General features: G+C 69.0%; 13 protein-coding genes. 6 read left to right on the top strand and 7 right to left on the bottom strand.

Annotated features, from left to right (window positions below; translation table 11 throughout):
• Positions 1–6: 6 nt before the first annotated feature.
• Positions 7–5,106: an autotransporter domain-containing protein gene (locus tag ACT54R_RS13110; RefSeq protein WP_476326926.1), complete on the bottom strand. Its 5,100-nt coding sequence runs from the start codon at positions 5,104–5,106 to the stop codon at positions 7–9.
• A gap of 249 nt (positions 5,107–5,355) precedes the next feature.
• Here ACT54R_RS13110 and ACT54R_RS13105 point away from each other — a divergent pair, with 249 nt between their 5' ends.
• Both ACT54R_RS13105 and ACT54R_RS13100 read left to right on the top strand, forming a co-directional pair.
• Positions 5,356–6,027 carry a response regulator gene (locus ACT54R_RS13105; RefSeq protein WP_168456713.1) on the top strand — a complete coding sequence of 224 codons (672 nt, stop codon included), beginning with the start codon at positions 5,356–5,358 and terminating at the stop codon, positions 6,025–6,027.
• Positions 6,014–7,396 carry a sensor histidine kinase gene (locus tag ACT54R_RS13100; RefSeq protein ID WP_476326924.1) on the top strand — a complete coding sequence of 461 codons (1,383 nt, stop codon included), beginning with the start codon at positions 6,014–6,016 and terminating at the stop codon, positions 7,394–7,396. The genes ACT54R_RS13105 and ACT54R_RS13100 overlap by 14 nt, the downstream gene beginning before the upstream one ends.
• A 234-nt stretch (positions 7,397–7,630) precedes the next feature.
• On the opposite strand, the gene ACT54R_RS13095 is transcribed toward ACT54R_RS13100, so the two are convergent.
• From ACT54R_RS13095 to ACT54R_RS13085, 3 genes are all read right to left on the bottom strand, one after another.
• On the bottom strand, positions 7,631–8,515 hold the full coding sequence (locus tag ACT54R_RS13095; RefSeq protein WP_476326922.1) for an ABC transporter permease: 885 nt from the start codon (positions 8,513–8,515) through the stop codon (positions 7,631–7,633).
• 15 nt (positions 8,516–8,530) lie between these two features.
• On the bottom strand, positions 8,531–9,349 hold the full coding sequence (locus tag ACT54R_RS13090) for an ABC transporter ATP-binding protein (RefSeq protein WP_476329179.1): 819 nt from the start codon (positions 9,347–9,349) through the stop codon (positions 8,531–8,533).
• Between the two features lie 168 nt (positions 9,350–9,517).
• Positions 9,518–10,561 carry an ABC transporter substrate-binding protein gene (locus ACT54R_RS13085; RefSeq protein WP_476329177.1) on the bottom strand — a complete coding sequence of 348 codons (1,044 nt, stop codon included), beginning with the start codon at positions 10,559–10,561 and terminating at the stop codon, positions 9,518–9,520.
• Between the two features lie 158 nt (positions 10,562–10,719).
• On the opposite strand from ACT54R_RS13085, the gene ACT54R_RS13080 reads away from it, so the two are divergent.
• The gene (locus ACT54R_RS13080) at positions 10,720–11,460 is read left to right on the top strand and encodes a VIT1/CCC1 transporter family protein (RefSeq protein ID WP_476326920.1); all 741 of its coding nucleotides are present in this window, start codon (positions 10,720–10,722) and stop codon (positions 11,458–11,460) included.
• Between the two features lie 4 nt (positions 11,461–11,464).
• Here ACT54R_RS13080 and ACT54R_RS13075 read toward each other — a convergent pair whose 3' ends face one another.
• Positions 11,465–11,767: a hypothetical protein gene (locus tag ACT54R_RS13075; RefSeq protein ID WP_476326918.1), complete on the bottom strand. Its 303-nt coding sequence runs from the start codon at positions 11,765–11,767 to the stop codon at positions 11,465–11,467.
• 142 nt (positions 11,768–11,909) lie between these two features.
• Between ACT54R_RS13075 and ACT54R_RS13070 the strand changes: the two genes are divergently transcribed.
• The gene (locus tag ACT54R_RS13070) at positions 11,910–12,236 is read left to right on the top strand and encodes a hypothetical protein (RefSeq protein WP_476326916.1); all 327 of its coding nucleotides are present in this window, start codon (positions 11,910–11,912) and stop codon (positions 12,234–12,236) included.
• 57 nt (positions 12,237–12,293) lie between these two features.
• Here ACT54R_RS13070 and ACT54R_RS13065 read toward each other — a convergent pair whose 3' ends face one another.
• Together ACT54R_RS13065 and ACT54R_RS13060 are read right to left on the bottom strand one after the other, a co-directional pair.
• The gene (locus ACT54R_RS13065) at positions 12,294–13,934 is read right to left on the bottom strand and encodes a DUF1254 domain-containing protein (RefSeq protein WP_476326914.1); all 1,641 of its coding nucleotides are present in this window, start codon (positions 13,932–13,934) and stop codon (positions 12,294–12,296) included.
• Positions 13,935–14,049: 115 nt separating this feature from the next.
• Positions 14,050–14,553 carry a DUF2380 domain-containing protein gene (locus tag ACT54R_RS13060; RefSeq protein ID WP_476326912.1) on the bottom strand — a complete coding sequence of 168 codons (504 nt, stop codon included), beginning with the start codon at positions 14,551–14,553 and terminating at the stop codon, positions 14,050–14,052.
• A gap of 187 nt (positions 14,554–14,740) precedes the next feature.
• Between ACT54R_RS13060 and ACT54R_RS13055 the strand changes: the two genes are divergently transcribed.
• Positions 14,741–16,120: a HAMP domain-containing sensor histidine kinase gene (locus ACT54R_RS13055; RefSeq protein ID WP_476326910.1), complete on the top strand. Its 1,380-nt coding sequence runs from the start codon at positions 14,741–14,743 to the stop codon at positions 16,118–16,120.
• Positions 16,117–16,749, top strand: coding sequence for a response regulator (locus ACT54R_RS13050; RefSeq protein ID WP_476326908.1), 633 nt, complete (start codon positions 16,117–16,119; stop codon positions 16,747–16,749). Before ACT54R_RS13055 ends, ACT54R_RS13050 begins: the two co-directional genes overlap by 4 nt.
• Positions 16,750–16,753: the final 4 nt, after the last annotated feature.

The following is a 16,753-nucleotide window of genomic DNA, read 5'->3' as shown; positions in this document are numbered from 1 at the left end:
GCGCCTTCAGAACCGCAGCCGCAGCTGCGCGGAGGCGGTGCTGTTGGAATAGCCGTCGCCGAAGCTGCCGCGATATTCGAGATAGCCGTCGAGGTTGGCCGAGAAGGCAAAGGAGAGGCCCGCCGCCGCCAGCGCCAGATCGCTCGGCCCGCCGGAGAGAATGTTGAAGGCGATGGTGCTGTCCGAAAGGAAGGCGGCACCGAGGTTCGCGCCCGTGTCGAGATATTCGTGCTGCCAGCCCGCCTCGAGGCGCAGCGTCACCGGCAGGGTCGAGAGCGACAGCGGCTGGATCACGCGCAGGCCGAGGGTGGATTGCAGCGACTGGGTGGTGTCGGCCGCGACGTTCAGGTTGAACACGCCGGCCCCGCGCTCGGCGAAGGTGTCGGTGCCCAGCGCCGCATAGGCGAGGCGCAGATAGGGCTCCAGCTTCGCGCCGGGGGCGTAGGCATAATCATAGCCCGCCTCGCCCACCACCGCGCCCGCATTGCCCGAAAAGTTCGAACGTGCGGTGAAGAGCGTGCCGCCGTACGCGATGGAGCGGCTCATGTCGTAGGTCTGGTAGCCGTAGGTGCCGAACAGGTTGGCGTAGAAGGCGCCCCACTGCTTTTCCGCATAGAGCGAGGCGGTCCACTGATCCACCGAGCCGGAGGCGGGGGTGGTGAAGCCGAGGTTGGCGGTCTGGTAGCTGAAGACGGCGCCGCCGCGCGTATCGTCGCCGAACGCCCGCTCGATGCCACCGAGGACGCCGCCGCCGGAGCTGGTGGTGGTGCCGTTGCCGGTGTCGGTGCTGCCCCAGTTGCCGAACGGGCGCAGCCACACGCTGTTCTCAGGTACGGCCGGTGTCGGGGAGAGGGCGGCCCACGGGCCGGAGGCGGCGGAGGTGGGCGTTGTCGCGGCATAGGCATTGCCGGAAAGGCTCACCTCGCCCGCGCCATAGGAGAGGAGCGCGCTGCCGCCGCTGGGCAGCGCTCCCGTGCCGCGCGTGGCGGCGAGCTGCTGGCTGATCTGCCCGTTGATGGTGCCGAAGGTCGCCATGCCGGCCGTCTTCGCATCGGCCAGAGGGGCGCCGGACATCTGGTTGATGAGGTTCGCCACCTGCCCGTCGCTGCCGGAATAGAAGCTGTCCAGCACCGGGCTCAGCGGGGAGGAGAGCGAGAGCCGCTGGTAGTTGAGATCGATGCCCGCCGCGAGTGAGCGCCCCGCCAGCGAAAGACCGGCGAGGGAGGTGGTGGCGTTGCGGGTGAGCACCAAGGTCGCCCCGTCCGCATCATAGGTCACGGCGGCGGAGAGCAGGCTGTTGGGCGTGGTCACGTCAGCGAAGCTGCCGGAGATGTCGGAGGAGGAGACGAGATCGTAGCTCGTGGTCTTCGATCGAATGCCTGTGGCGCCCAGCACCGCCACCGTGCCGTCCAGATCGGCGCTCGTCGCGACGATGGGCGCGGCGCTCCATTGCGGGGAAAGATAGACGCCCAACGTGCCGCCGGCCGACTGGGTGTAGGACTTGGTTTCGATGGCGCTGTCGGCGGTGAGGATCAGCGTGCCCTGATCCTTGACGGCGAAGGAGCCGATACCCACCGCCGTGCCTGTGAAGGCGAGGCTCACCGGCGTGCCGTCGCCGCCGACGCTAACGCTCGCGAGGCTCTCCAGCGTGCCCGAATAGACGAAGCTTGTGTCCGCCCCGGCCAGCACCGTGAGGCTGCCGAGCCCGCCGCCCAGCACGTCGCCGTTGAGGATGCCGCCGCTCCAGGTGATGGAGTCGGCATAGGTGGAGGAGAGGGCGAGATCGCCATAGACGGTCCCGTCCTGCAGCAGGACGCGCGTGGCCGAGCCCTCGCCGGTGAGGTCGATGGCGATGCCGGCGTTATTGCCCTCGAAGGCGTAGATGCCGCCGCGATTGGTGAGCGTGCCGATGCTGCTGCCGCCCGCCACCTTGATGGCGGTGGCGCTTCCCGTGGCGCCGGTCGTGGCGGTGATGCCGCCGGTATTCACGAGGCCGCCGGTGAGGGTCACCGCTCCGGCGGTGGCGAGGGTCGTGTCCACGCCCAGCGTGTCGAGCGTTGTCAGCTGCGCCGCCCCCAGCGCTTTCCCGTCGATGGGTGTACCGATGGCGATGCCGATGGCGGTGGCGTCGGTGCCGCCCGCCTGCGCGGCGATGGCGCCTGAGTTGGTCAGCGTGCCACCCACCGTGCCGGAGGCGATCTGGAGGCCCACGGCTTTCGCCATCGCCGCGCCACTCGCGTCCGCGACGCCGGCCTCGGCGACGGCGATGACGATGCCGGAATTGACGATGCTGCCGCCGCCGCCGCCCGTTGCATCAAGCGCGAGACCATAGGCGAAGGCGGACGCATTCGCCGTGCCGCCACCGGCGGAGGCGTTCGCCGTGGCGATGCCGCCGATGGTGCCCGTATTGAGGAGATCGCCGCCGATGCCGGCACTGGATGCGGTGAGGACGCCGAAGGCCGATGCAACCGCCTCCGCGTCGGTGCCGACCACTGCGCCACTGCCCGAGGCGGTCACCGTGGACAACGCGGTCGCGCCGATGGTGGCGGAATTGGTGAAGGTGCCGGAAATGCCCTGACTGCCGCTCAGCATGACGCCCATGGAGAGCGCCGAGCCAACGCCGTGGGTGATGGCGTTCGCGTTGCCGGTGGCCGAGACGAGGGTGGCGACGGAGGCGCCGGAGAGGATGTCGGCGCTGTTGGAGAAGCCGCCGATGCCGCCTGTGGAAGCGATGAGGCCGCTCGCGAGCACGATGCCGGTGGCCTCCGCCGTCGCCGTGCCGCTGCCGCCCGAGGCCGTCGCGGTGGCGTTGAAAAGGCCGGACGCGCGGGCGGAGATGGCGCCGGAATTGACGATGGAGCCGGTCATCTGGCCCGGCAGCGCGAGTACGCCCATGGCGAGCGACAGGCCGTCCGAGACGGTGGTCGCCTGCGCGCTTGTGCCCGTGGCGGTGGCCGTGCCGGAGATGGCGAGCGCCTGCTCCACGGAGATGACGCCGGAATTGGTGAAGTTGCCGTCGAGGCCGTTGAGGCTCGCATAAATTCCGTAGCTCGCCGCGATCGCACCGTCGAGGCCGGGCAGGGTGCTGAGCTGGGTGGACTGGCTGAGTGCCGAGGCCACCGCCGCGCCGTTGGATGCGCTCGCGCTTGCGGAGTTGGTCAGCGTCACCGTCGAGAACAGGTCGATGACGCCGGAATTGGTGATCGCCGTGGTCGCGACCGTGCCGCTTGCCGGCGCGGTCGTCGCCGCCGTGATGTCGAGGCCGAAGCTGTTGAACGTCGGCGAGGCGGAGGTAGCCGTCGCGCTCGCCTTGGTGCCGCCTGTCGCGGCCGCGGTCTGGGTGGAGGCGAAGGTCGAGGTGAGGTCAATGATGCCGGAGTTCGTCACCTCGGCGATGTTCGGCGCGCTGACCACGATGCCAATGGCCTGGTTGGTGGCGTTCATCAGGCCGGCGACGAGGAAGCTCTGTCCCGAGGAATAGGTGACGTCCGCCACCGCCGCGCCGTCCGACAGGGCCGATCCCGCAAACGAGCCGACCGCGCCGGAGGAGATGAGGATGCGCCCGCTGTTGCGCACGGTGGCACTGTAGGTACCGACCTGGAGGCTGCTCGCCGCCACATCGATGCCGACCAGCCGCGTATCCACATAGCCGGAGGCATTGGCCGTAGCCTGCTTGCCGGTGGGACCGCTCGCGGCAGAGGCAACGAGCTTGCCGCTCGCCGAGGCCGAGGCCGTCAGCGCCACGGTGCCGCTGTTGACGATGGGCCCGGTCAAATTGTCCACGGACACGCTGATGCCGGTGAGCTCGACGGCGGCAAAGTCCTGCTGCGCCACAAGCGCCTCGTCCTTTGCCGCGGCGCTGGCGGTGGCGGTCGTCTTCGCGACGCCGGTAACCTCGATGGTGCCGCTGTTGGTGAGCCCGCCGAGGCTGCCATTGGCGAGATTGACGCCATAGCCGATCACCGCCGCGCCCACCGAGCCGGCCTCGAGCGAGGTCGTCGGGCCGGCGGGGGAATTGTAGTTCACCAGCTGGGCGATCTTGTCCGCCGTCACCTTGCCGGAGGACGTCGCCGTCGCCGAGGCGGCGACCGAGATGGTGCCCGTATTCTCGAACCGGCTGATGGTCAGTCCGTTCGTCTGGACGCCCGAGGCCTCGGCGTTGGCGGTGGACTGGATCATCAGCCCGGTCGCTTTCGCGGCGGTGGTTGTAACCGAGAACTGGGTCGCCGCCGTGATGGAGGCGGCGACATCGATGATGCCGGAGTTCTTTAGGACCCCCGTCGCGCCGACGGGCGTCGCCATGCCGGACTGGCTCATTATTACGCCGACGGCGCTGGCGGTGGCCGAGGCCAGCAGCGTGCCGGTCCCGGTCTGCGCGAAGCTCTGGCTGATAGCGGCAGAGGCGCGCACCTTGATTGTGCCGGCATTGTCGAAGCTGTTGGCCGCACCCGTGTCATAGCCGGCAAAGCCATAGGCGCTCATGCCGGTGACGATTTCCAGCTGGGTGACCTTGTCCGACTGGGTGATGGTGACGTTCGCCGTGTTGGCGACGTCGATGATGCCGGTATTGGTGTTGGTGACGCCGCCGGCGAAATAACTGTCCAGTTGCACCCCGTACGCATACTCGGAGATGGCCACCGCGCTGCTGGTCTTGATGACGGGCTGATCAGTGACGACACGGTGCGCCAGCACAGTCCCGCTGTTCTGCACGCTCCCGGAGGAGGGCGCGGTGCCATAAAGGACGATGCCCTTGGTGACGCCCGAGGCATCGACCGACGTGCCGCCGGGATGGAGCTTCAGCTTGGTGATGGTCTGCGTGACGCTCACCGTGCCGGTGTTCAGGATGCCGGCGCCGTCGGTAAGGGCGGTCCGGTTGATTTCCAGCGCCACCGAGCTGTTCTTGGTGGTCTCGGTATAGACGATGCCGCCGAGCACGGTGACGCCGCTGAAGGGCACGCCCGGCGTGGCGCTATTGAGCGAAACCGGCGCCGTGAGCACCGTGCCCAAGGGAACGATGTAGTCTCCGGCCCGCGCCACCGGCGCGGCCAGCGCCAGCGCCAGCAGCGAGGTCGAGGCGAGCAGGCTGGTCGCAAGCAGGCGGGACATGCGCATCTCTCCCGGGCGGCGGGCGGCTTCGGTTGCAAAATGGACGAATGGGAACCTTGCGGACGTTACCTCCCGATTCGGCTCGCGCGCAATGCGCCGGGAGCGTTTCTCCCGCTTCATTTCCGACGGTTGTCGGGCGTGGTTAAGGTGTTGCACCGCACCGTCACGGCCGAGACCTCCGCCCTTGATCGGCCCCCGCCGCACGGCGAGACTGGGGCGTCGCCGCCGGGGCGGCCGGGCACCTGTTTCATGCGTCTGCTTCTGGTCGAGGACAATCACGAGCTTGCCGACTGGCTCGCCAAGATCCTGCGGCGGGACAATTTCGTCGTGGACGTGCTGAACGACGGGGAGGCGGCGGACCAGGCGCTGGCGCTGGAGACCTACGATCTTGTCATCCTCGATCTCGGCCTGCCGGGCATGGGTGGGATGCAGCTTCTCAAGCGCCTGCGCAGCCGGGCCAACGCCGTGCCGGTCATCATCCTCACCGCCAATGCGAGCCTCGACGGGCGGGTGGCGGGGCTCGACGAAGGGGCGGACGACTATCTCGCCAAGCCCTTCGACATCGCCGAGCTGGAAGCGCGCATCCGCGTGCAGTTGCGCCGCTCGGCGCGCCGGCCGGACCCGCTCATCACCTGTGGCACGCTCGCATTTGACACCAACACCCGCCTGTTCCGCCTCGGCCCCGAGCCTCTGGCACTGACCCCGCGCGAGCATGCGGTGCTGGAGGCGCTGCTCATCAAGGCCGGGCAGACGGTGAGCAAGGCGCAGCTTTCGCAGAGCATCTTCGGCCTCGACGATCTCGCCGACCCCAGCGCCATCGAGATCTATGTCCACCGCCTGCGCAAGAAACTGGAGGGGGCCGACGTGCGGATCGTGACCCTGCGCGGGCTCGGCTATCTGTTGCAGCATGCGCATGGATAGCCTGCGCCTCCAACTGCTGCGCTGGCTGCTGCTGCCGCTGGCGGGGCTCGTGGCGGTGAACGTCTTCACCAGCTGGCGGCAGGCGAGCGCCACCGCCGATCTCGTCACCGACCGAACGCTCGACGCCTCGGTGCGCGCCATCGCCGAGGATGTGCGCATCGACCGGGGCGTCATCGACGCCATCGTGCCGCCCGTCGCGCTGGAGATGTTCGATACCGGCCACCGCGATCGGGTGTTCTATCGGGTGGACACGTCGGCCGGGCGCCTGCTCACCGGCTATCCCGATCTGCCGCTGCCCGAGCCGCTGCCAAAGGCGAGCGCGCCCGTACACTTCAGCGGCAGCTACCGCGGCAGCGACCTGAGGCTCGCGGCCCTGTCCTATCCGCTGGTGGGCGCGACCGATGGGGCGCGGGTGACGGTGGTGGTGGGCGTCACCCTTGCCGGCCATGCGGCCATGGTGCGGGAATTGTGGGTGGGCAATTTCGGCCAGCAGCTCATCCTCTTGGTGGCAGCCGGCGTTCTGGTCATCATCGGTCTCGGCCGGGGGCTGGCGCCGCTGATGCGGCTGCGCGAGGCGGTGATGGAGAAGGGGCGGGACGATCTCTCCCCCTTGCCGGACCACGCTGTGCAGAGCGAGCTGCGCCCGCTGGTGGCCGCGCTCAATACCTATATGGGCCGGGTCGCAGGGCAGATGGCGGCGCAGCGGCGTTTCGTTGCCAATGCTGCCCACCAGTTGCGCACGCCGCTGGCGCTGCTCTCCACGCAGGTGGCTTTCGCCCGGCGCACGGGGGAGGCTGGCGAGCGAGCCGAGGCGCTGGCCGGCGCGGAGGAGAGCACCCGCCGCCTCGCCCGCCTCGCCGCCCAACTCCTCACCCTGTCCCGCGCAGAGCCGGGCAGCCGGCGTCCGCGCGACGAGGACATCGATCTCGCCCAATCCGCCCGGCAGGTGCTGGAGGGCCTCGCCCATCTCGCGGTGGAGCGGGACATCGACCTCGGCCTCGACGTGAACGCCCCCGCCGTCACGCGCGGCGATGGCGCCATGATGCGCGAGGCGGTGGTGAACCTCGTGGAGAACGCTCTGCGCTACACGCCCAAGGGCGGCACCGTCACCGTCACGGTGGACGGCGGGGCGGGAGAGGCGGGCCCCGAGGCTGTGCTGGTGGTGGAGGATTCCGGGCCGGGCATTGCGGCCGAGGAGCGCGACAAGGTGTTCGAGCGCTTTTACCGGGTGCCGGGCACGCCGGGGGAGGGCTCCGGCATCGGCCTTTCCATCGTGCGCGAGGTGGTCGATGGAGCCGGCGGCAGGCTCTTGCTCGGCACGGCGGCGGCCGGAGGGCTGAGGGTGGAGATGCGGCTGCCGGGGGGGTGACCACCCTCGCGCCCCGGACGCATGCAGCGCCAGCGGAATGCGAGCCGAGGCCCAGCTCGAAAGACCGCCGAAGGCGCTACTTGGCCTTGGCATCCTAGGGCATTGCCCCGCTGCGCGGGGGTCATGCGCTGGACCCCGGATCAGCGCTCCGGCTGCGCCGTCGCTTGTCCGGGGAACGCAAACGGCAACGGCCCCGGAGGTCGTCCGGGGCCGTCGTGCGGGAGGGATAAACCCTCAGTTCTGCTCGCTGTAGGGCACCGGGCGCCATTTCACGAGACGGTTCTCCACCAGCGTGATGAGGAATTCCATCACCAGCGCCACCACCGCGAGGATGATCATGGCCGCGAACACGCCGTTGGCGTTGAACGCGCCCTGCGCGGTCGCGATCAAGAGGCCCACGCCCTGCTTGGCGCCGAGGAATTCGCCCACCACCGCGCCCACCAGCGCGAAGCCGAAGGAGACGTGGAGCGAGGCCAGAATCCAGCTCATGGCTGAGGGGATGATCACCGAGGTGGTGATCTGGAAGGGCGAGGCGCCGAGGATCTGGGCGTTGGCGATCATCGCCCGGTCGGCCTCGCGCACGCCCTGGAAGGCGTTGGCGAACACCACGAAGAACACCATCACCACCGCCAGCGCCACCTTCGACGCCATGCCGAGGCCGAGCGCGATGATGAAGATGGAGCCGAGCACCACGCGCGGGATGGAATTGGCGATCTTGATGTAGATCGAGAACACGTCCGCCAGCAGCTTGTTGCGGCCGAGAACGATGCCGCACACGATGCCGCCCACGGCACCGATGAAGAAGCCGAGGATGGTTTCCTCCAGCGTGACCATGATCTGCACCCAGAGCGGACCCTGCGAGGTGCCTTCCGTCATCCACACCCAGATCTGCTCGGCGATGCCGGAGGGGCTGGCGAAGAAGAACGGGTCGATGAAGCCCGTGCGCGCGCCGATCTCCCAGATGCCGAGCACGGCCACGAGAATGCCGATGCGCAGCGAGATGACCAGGGCGCGGCGGGCTTTCAGCCGGGCACGGGCCTTGGCCTCGATCTCGGCCTCGGTGGGCACCGCGCGGGCGGCGGCGAAGGGGGCGGAAGCGGCGTCTGCCTGCATGGTCATGGTCGTTCCTCCCGTTCAGTGGCCGGTGTCGAGGGTGCGCTGCTGGCCGATCTGCACTTCCTCGCGCAGGTCGTCCCAGATGGTGCGGCAGCGCTCGACGAAGGCAGCGTCGTAGCGGATTTCCGCCATCACCCGCGGGCGCGGCAGATCGATGGTGTAGACGCTCTTCACCGTGGCCGGGCCGGCGGTGAGCACATACACCTTGTCGGCGAGGGCGACGGCCTCTTCGAGATCGTGGGTGACGAACACCACCGAGGCGCCGGAGCCGGACCACAGGCTCAGAAGCTCGTCCTGCATGTTGGTGCGGGTCTGCACGTCGAGCGCCGAGAAGGGCTCGTCCATGAGCAGTATCTTCGGCTCGTTGATGAAGGTCTGCGCGAGGGCCACGCGCTTCCTCATGCCGCCGGAGAGCTGATGCGGATAATGGTGCTCGAAGCGGGCGAGGCCGACGCGGGCGATCCAGTCGCGCGCCTTCTCGTAGGCCTGCGCCTTGGGCAGGCCGCGATAGAGCGGGCCGGCGGCCACGTTGTCGAGCACCGAGCGCCAGGGGAACAGCGCATCCGCCTGGAAGACGAAGCCCACGTCCTTGTGGATGCCGTTGACCGGCTGGCCCATCACCCGCACCTCGCCGGCGCTTGGCTTGGCGAGGCCGGTGACGAGGTTGAGCGTCGTGGACTTGCCGCAGCCGGTGGGGCCGACCACGCAGGCGAACTCGCCGCGGTCCACCGTCATGTTGAAATCCCGCAGCGCCGTCATGGACTTGCCGTTGGGCGTCAAGAACCGGCGGGTCACGTTGTCGAGCTCGATGGCCGGGCCGAGGCCGGCGGCGGCCATCACGCCGGGGACCACCGCTGGGCGGGCGGGATCGAGGGTCTGAAGGGACATGCGTTTCCTCCCGCCGCCGGCACGGGGCGGCGACCTTGGTTCTGTCGGAGTGTGATGAGGGGCGCCGCGACAAGGCCGCAGCGCCGGGGTCAACTGAAAGGCGTCAGTTGCCGAGGGTCAGTTGCCGAGTGTCTTGGCGGCGTTGTCCACGTAGGTCGTGGTGTAGGTCTTGGACAGGTCGATGGCCTTGCCCTGCACGTTCTTGGAGAAGGCTTCGAGCACCTTCAGCACCGTCTCGGGGCCACCGGCGGGCATGCGGCCGTCGGGCGTGAACTGCGCCTTACCCTCGGCGAGACCCTGGATGTAGAGATCTTTGTCGCCGACGTAGTAATCCTTCGGCATCTTGTCCGCGATCTCCGCCGCCGAGTGGCTGGCGATGAAGCGCATGGTGCGCACGAAGGCGTTGGCGAGCTTCTGCGCTTCCTTCGGATGGCTCTCCAGCCAGCTCGCCTGCACATAGAAGGAGGCGGCCGGATAGAGGCCGCCGAGGGCCGCCACGGTCTTCTCCGGCGTGCGCATGTCGATGAGGATCTTGGCGACGCCCATCTTCACCAACTGGCCGATGGTCGGCTCGGTGGTCATGCCGGACTGGATCTGGTCCTGCTTCATGGCGGCGATGAAGGTGTTGCCCGCGCCCACCGGCAGCAGGGAATAGTCGCCCGGCTTCAGGCCGCCCTTGAAGGCGAGATAGCGGGTGAGGAAGTCCGTGGAGGAGCCGAGGCCGGTCACGCCCAGCGTGTGGCCCTTGAAGTCGGCGGGAGACTTGATCTGGTCGGCATACTTGGTCGCGACCATCTGCACTTCGCCGGGCGCCTGGCTGAACTGCACCACGGAGGTGATAAATTTGCCCTTGGCCTGAAGATCGATGGTGTGGTCGTAAAAGCCGACCACGCCCTGCACGGCGCCAGCGAGCAGCTCATTCTCCGCCTCGACGCCGGCGCGGGAATTGATGAGTTCCACCTCGAGCCCTTCGTCCTTGAAGTAGCCGAGGGCGTTGGTGAGGGCGGCGGGCAGGTAGATCTGCTTCTCCATGCCGCCGACGATGATCGTCAGCTTCTCGGCATGGGCGACAGCCGGGCCAAGCAGGCCGGCGGCGATGACGGCCGCGCCGGCGAGGGCCTTCAGGCGGCCACGCGCAAAGAGAGTCGCAGAGGATTTCAGCATGTGATGCCCTTCCCTTGAGGGCGCCCTGCGCCCGCGTTTCCCGGTGGTGGACCTGCGGCACTTTTGAGACGGCCGGCTTTTCCACTCAATCACGCATAAACCCTCCCAGCTTTCAGTCGGCTTTCATTCCGGAAAGGAACGCGAAAGGAATTGGAATGCCCTTCCGTCAGTCCACCGGCCGTGCCATGAGCAGTGGTGTCTGGATCGGGCTGGAGAACCGTGTCATGTCGCTGCCGTCGCGCGTCGTCGCCTCGCTCAAGGCGTCCATCGGCGATGTGGTGTTCGGCATGGAGGACGGCACCGTCTCCATCTTCGGCCTCGTCTTCGGCGTGGCAATGAGCACCAACGATCCGCGCGCGGTGCTGATTGCCGGTGCCACCGGCGCGGCGGCGGCGGCCGTGTCCATGATGGCCGGCAGCTATCTCGATGCGGAATCGGTGCGCGACGCCCGCCGCGCCCGTCGCAACGGACCGGTGGATGCGGCAGAGGCTCAGGCGCAGGTGGAGACCGTCGCGGCGGCCCTCACCCGTGGCGGCATGGCGGCGGGCGACGTGGCGCAGGTGTCCGAGGCGTTGAAGCGCGCGCCGCGCGCCACCCTCGGCCTGCGCTCCGAACTGGACGAGGCGGACGACGGCGCCAGCCCTACCGCGCACGCCTTCTGGATGTTCATCTCGGACCTCTTCGCCGGCTTCACCCCGGTGCTGCCCTTCGCCTTCCTGCCCATGGACCAGGCGCGCATCGTCTCGCTGGCGCTGACGACGGTGCTGCTGGTGGCGCTGGGCATCGGCCGCGGCATCGTGGCGAAGCGCTCCATCGTGCGGGCCACGGCCGAGACGCTGGCCATCGCCGCCTCCGCCGCTGCGGCCGGCGTGCTGGTGGGGCGGCTGCTCTCTTGAGGGGTCAGGCGCCCTTCAGATAGTCCGCGAAGCGGGCGCGGAACTCCGGGTAGTAGTGGCCGATCACGTCCATGTCGAAGCGGGCGAGGATGTGGTCCTTGGCCTCGTGGTCGAGCAGGAAGCGGAAGGCGGCCTCAACGCAAGCCGCCGGCGTCTGCGCGCCGCCGGTGAGGTCCTGCCACGTGGCGGGCGCCATGGTGATGACGTGCTGCGTCTCGCCCGTTGCATCGCGGACGGTGACGGCGAATTTCAGAGGCTCGCCGCCGGCGGTCTGCCTCACCTCGATGATTGCGTCGTTCCCAGCCATTCCCGGCCCTCCGGCTGGGCCATCCTAAGCCATGGGGGCGGATAGGAAGCAGGGCCGCGGCTTAATGTCCGTCCCAGCCGTCGCCGCCTCTTCTGGCATCGAACTTGTTTGCCTGCGCGCGAGGGAAACCAGGGACAGGCCCATGCAGCCAAAGCCGGATGCCGACGATTATCTCGCGCTCTTCGGGCGCTACAAGGCGGACTTCGGGGACGTCTACATGGATCCCGAGGACGAGCGTTTCCGCCTGCTGTTCGACCAGATCTGCCGGATGCTGACCCAGCCGTCGCCCTTCAATCTGGCCCTGCCGGAGCAGTTCCGCACCACCGCCTTCCGCTATCTGGAGGGCGACCCGCACACGGTGGCACACATGACCACCATCGAGAACCGGCACTTCATGCTGAGCGACCTGTTCGACTATGTGCATCTCGTGAACACCATGGGCGGGCGCTGGGACCAGCGCGGACGCTGAAGCCGCCATGGGTCGTAAACCGGCCCGGGAGGCAAAGCGCCCCCCGGGCCGATGCGGTTACTTCACGGCCTCGATCTCGCCCACCCGCCAGCTCTTGTCGAAGAAGGACGGCAGCGGGCTATAGAGGCGCAGGATCGTGAACCAGCCCTTGCCGGGCATGGTCTGGATCCAGTTGCCGCGCGCCACGCCCTGGGGCTGGGTCGGGCCGAACCAGATGGTGGTGGTGCCATCCGCCGCCGCCTCGGCCGCCGGGGAGGGATAGCTCTGGCTGCCGGCGCGAGGATAGTTCTGCGGCGTCTGCAGCATGGAGCGGGTCTGGTTGTCGTAGAGCGTGAGGGACCAGAACGCCGCCGCCGGGATGTGCGGCGGCAGCACCACCTTGTAGGTCTTGGCGCCGTCGAAGGGATTCCCCTCGGGATCGAGGAAGCCCATCAGATACTGCGAGCCGATGCCCGGCACGCGCATGATCATGCCGGGGGAATCCAGCGTGTAGCCGTAATAGAAGGCCGTGCGGGAATCGAGGGTCCGCGCGCCCGTCGGCGGCAGGGGCTTGAACACGCCGGCCTCGAAGACGGGCGGGGGCGTCTCGAAGAAGGCGCCGCCCTGCCACAGCATGCTGCCCCATCTGGAGTCCTTGTAGTAGGCCCAGTCCGGGTGCTTCATCGCGTAGCGCCAGTTGAGCGCCCGCCCGGTCGCCTGCCCGAACGCCGCGGCGTCCGAGAGGATCTTCTTCATCCGCGCATCGGGATTGAACGGCTTGCCGTGGACGATGCCGATGGCGGCAAGCTGACCGGCCAGCTCCACGTCGTAGCTGGTCGCCGGCTGCATCTGGATGTTTTCGTTGATCAGCTCGAAGAAGCCGATGTCGCTGGGCGGGATCGTGTTGAACGACAGCCCGCTGCCCTCGATGAACTTCGTCTCGGGGATCTTGGGCTCGGGGGCGATCCGCACCTTGCCCTCCAGCGCCTGCGCAAGGCTCGAGCCGTAGGACCCCGGCTGGTAGGGATAGACCTTCATGGTCTTCTTGATGTTCTCGATCGCGGGCTTGGGATCGTTGTCCTTCAGGTAGGCCCGCGCCGCATAGAGCGCGAAGTTCGTCTTCGAGCGCCCGATGAAATAGCCGCCTTCCGGCAGGGGGCCGTCATAGTCCGGCCCGACGATCAGGTACTTGCCGCCGAGCCCGCGATCCGGCCCCGGGCCACCGATGTCGATGATCCACGAGAACCACATGTCGTTGATGGTGCCCACCGCGTCGGAGGGCTGCTCGACCACGACCGGGCCTTTGCTCAGGTCGAGCCCGGTCAGGTAGTAGACCGTGTCGGCGTTGGCCGTCAGGAACAGCGAATGGGCATCCATCAGCTTCGAGAAGATGACCACGTCGCCGGGCTTGGCGCCGATGCTTTCGAAGCCCTTGACGAGGGCCAGCGCCGAGGCGCCGCGGAAGCTGTTGTTGTAGGCGGCCAGGGCCTGGTTGAAATCCAGGATGTCGTAGGTCTTCTCAGCCGTCTCGGCCGTCGGCACGCCGTCCTTGAAGGTCAGCGGCCCGAAGCCCGTGCTGATCGACGCCGGTGCGCCGAGCTGTTCGACGACCTTGGCCGGCACCTCGGCCTGCGCCACCGCCGAGACAAGCAGCGCGGCCGCCGCGGCCGAGGCGCGAAGCGCTGGCGCATGACTTTTGCTGAACGATCCGAGTTTCACAATCGGCTCCTCCCCACTCAGAGCCGCGCAGATTAAAGGCCAAGACAGCGCTTGAACATCCGACGCCTAAAGCAATATCGCGTGCAGCGACTGACGCTGGTGCCGGGGTGGGGGGTCAATCCTGCGGCGCGGTGAGGATCTGGCCGGCGATGAAGGTTTCCGCCCGGCGCCAGGCCTCGTCATTGTCGCCCCGGAAGGTATAGAGCTTCTGGAACACCACGCGCCCTGCCTTCACCGAGACCACCTCCACCTTGGCCATCTGCACGAGCGTGCTCATCTTGTGGATGCCGCCGACCACGAGCAGGTCGGCTCCGGCCTGCTTCGCCGCCTCGGCCAAGTCCGGAACCGCGCCGGCTGTGAGGGCGCAGGGGGCGGGATCGCAATCGGGCGTCACCACGCGCAGACGCCCGCCGGCGGCAAGGTCCGTGGCGAGGCTGGCCATGAAGGCCTTCAGCCGCGCCTGATGCTCGGCGGTCTGGTCGCGCGGCTCGCCGGAGGAATCGCTGTAGGTGAAATCGATGATCGCCACGCCGCGTGCCTCGCCGCCAGCGGCGGCGCCGCTCGCGAGTGTGCCGAGGACGGCGAGGGCGGGCAGGAGCGGGAAGGGACGGAACGCCATGGTCGTGTCTCCGGTCTGATGGCCTGAGCGTGCCGCTCCGACGGAGCCCCGGCCAGAGACGGCCTCACGCCGACGGCCGGGAAGATTTCCCGACGTGCGCCGGCGATCTTCCGCCGCCGGGCCGGCGTCCCTAAGGTCTGCACCGGCATCGCGGCCGATGCCGCGGTGTCCGCCTGCGAGTGAACCGATGACCCGTTCCCGCCTCGACCTCAAGCTCCGGCTGACCCTCCGGATCGCCGCGCTCATGGCGCTGTGTCTCGCCGGAGCGGTGGGCTGGCTGCTTCTCGACGGCGTGCGTGCGGGTGAGGCGCAGGTGGCCCGCATCGCCGATCTGATGGCCCGCGACCTCACGTTCCAGCGCCAGCAGATGCAGTGGGTGCGTGGCGCGCCCGGCGTGTTCCCCGATCTCCAGCGCCTCGCGCCCGCCTTGATGGCACCGGGCCTGTGCATCGCCTTCCGGCCATCCGGCGCGGATGGAGTACAGCGCCTGTGCAGCGGCGCCGAGCCGGACGACGGGCGCACACCGGAGATCTTCCAGCGCCTCTATCATGGCCTGTTCGGGGCCGGCGGCACGGCGGAACGCGCGGTCGAAGGGGGCGGGGCGGCGGAAGGCGTCGTCACCGTCAGCCTCGCCCCCGAGACGCTGGCGGGACGGGCGTGGCGCGAAGTGAGCCGCCTCGCCGCGGTGGTTTCGGCCATGCTGCTGGTGCTGTGCGTCCTGGTCTATCTCGCCCTCGCGCGGGCGCTCCGGCCCACCCGCATCATCGGTGACGGGCTCGATCATCTGACGCGGGGCGACCTCTCCGCCCGCATGCCGGCCTTCGATCTCGCCGAGCTGTCGGCGGTGGGGCAGGTGTTCAACACGCTGGCGGGACGGCTCGAAGCGGCTCTGGCGGAGAGCCGCAGCCTCACGCGCCGGCTGATCGCGGTGCAGGACGAGGAGCGGCGGTCCCTCGCCCGCGAGCTGCACGACGAATTCGGCCAGAGCCTCGCCGCCATCGGCGCGGTGGCGGCCCTTGCTGGTCAGACGGCGGCGCGCGACTGCCCGGCCCTCGTTCCCGAATGCCAGAGCATCGGTCGCACCGCCCAATCCATGATGCAGGCCCTGCGCGGCGCGCTGCTGCGCCTGCGCCCGCCGGAGGTGGAGGACCTCGGCCTCGTCGCCAGCCTGGAAGGGCTGGTGGCGGGCTGGAACGGCCGGCTCGGCGCCGCCACCCGCTTCAGCCTCGATGTCTCCGGCCGGCTCGATCCGCTGGAGCCGGCCTTCGCCGCTGGCCTCTACCGGATCGCGCAGGAGGCCATCACCAATGCCGCGAAGCACGCCGGCGCTTCCCGCGTGCAGCTCGTGCTCGCGCGCGAACCGGGGCCGGCGGGCGATGCTGTCACGCTCACCGTGGAGGACGACGGCCGGGGCTCCCCGGCGCCGGCGGCGGACGGGTTCGGCTTGCTCGGCATGCGCGAGCGCGTCGCCGCCATGGGTGGCGACCTGTCCATCGCGACCGCTCCCCGCGGCGGGCTGATGCTGCGCGCGCGGCTCCCGCTGCCGGCCGGGGAGGCCACGCCATGACCCAGCGCATCATGCTGGTGGATGACCACGCCGTGGTGCGCGAGGGCTACCGCGCCCTTCTGGACCGCCAGGCCGGCCTCGCCGTGGTGGCGGAGGCGGGGGAGGGGGCCGAGGCCTACCGGCTGTTCAAGCAGGCGCGGCCCGATCTGGTGGTGATGGACCTGTCCCTGCCCGGCTTCGGCGGCGTGGAGGCCATCCGGCGCATCCGGCAATGGGACGGGGCGGCCCGCATCCTCGTCTTCACCATGCACCAGAATGCCGCCTTCGCCGTGCAGGCCATCCGCGCCGGGGCACAGGGCTATGTGACCAAGAGCAGCCCGCCGGAAGTGCTGATCGCCGCGGTGCGCGACGTGCTCGCCGGCCGCATGGCGCTGAGCCCGGACATCGACCACGAACTGGCCCTCTCCCGGCTCAAGGACACCCCCGCTGTCGCCGATGTGCTCAGCCCGCGCGAGTTCGAGGTGCTGCGTCTGCTCCTCGCCGACCAAGGCACCGACGACATCGCCGAGACATTGAACCTCAGCCCCAAGACGGTGGCCAACATCCGCTCCCAGATCCGGGCCAAGCTCGGCGTCCAGTCGGACATCGCCTTGACGCTTCTGGCGCTGCGGCAGGGGATCACGGCCTGAGGAG

The organism is Xanthobacter sp. DMC47 (genome assembly GCF_056313845.1).
This window is presented reverse-complemented; position numbering and strand designations above follow the sequence as displayed.

Bases quoted from the DNA above. Each gene is read 5' to 3' on its own strand.
- ACT54R_RS13110 (WP_476326926.1), bottom strand. From the start codon at position 5,106: ATGTCCCGCCTGCTTGCGACCAGCCTGCTCGCCTCGACCTCGCTGCTG.
- ACT54R_RS13105 (WP_168456713.1), top strand. From the start codon at position 5,356: ATGCGTCTGCTTCTGGTCGAGGACAATCACGAGCTTGCCGACTGGCTC.
- ACT54R_RS13100 (WP_476326924.1), top strand. From the start codon at position 6,014: ATGCGCATGGATAGCCTGCGCCTCCAACTGCTGCGCTGGCTGCTGCTG.
- ACT54R_RS13095 (WP_476326922.1), bottom strand. From the start codon at position 8,515: ATGACCATGCAGGCAGACGCCGCTTCCGCCCCCTTCGCCGCCGCCCGC.
- ACT54R_RS13090 (WP_476329179.1), bottom strand. From the start codon at position 9,349: ATGGCCGCCGCCGGCCTCGGCCCGGCCATCGAGCTCGACAACGTGACC.
- ACT54R_RS13080 (WP_476326920.1), top strand. From the start codon at position 10,720: ATGCCCTTCCGTCAGTCCACCGGCCGTGCCATGAGCAGTGGTGTCTGG.
- ACT54R_RS13075 (WP_476326918.1), bottom strand. From the start codon at position 11,767: ATGGCTGGGAACGACGCAATCATCGAGGTGAGGCAGACCGCCGGCGGC.
- ACT54R_RS13070 (WP_476326916.1), top strand. From the start codon at position 11,910: ATGCAGCCAAAGCCGGATGCCGACGATTATCTCGCGCTCTTCGGGCGC.
- ACT54R_RS13060 (WP_476326912.1), bottom strand. From the start codon at position 14,553: ATGGCGTTCCGTCCCTTCCCGCTCCTGCCCGCCCTCGCCGTCCTCGGC.
- ACT54R_RS13055 (WP_476326910.1), top strand. From the start codon at position 14,741: ATGACCCGTTCCCGCCTCGACCTCAAGCTCCGGCTGACCCTCCGGATC.
- ACT54R_RS13050 (WP_476326908.1), top strand. From the start codon at position 16,117: ATGACCCAGCGCATCATGCTGGTGGATGACCACGCCGTGGTGCGCGAG.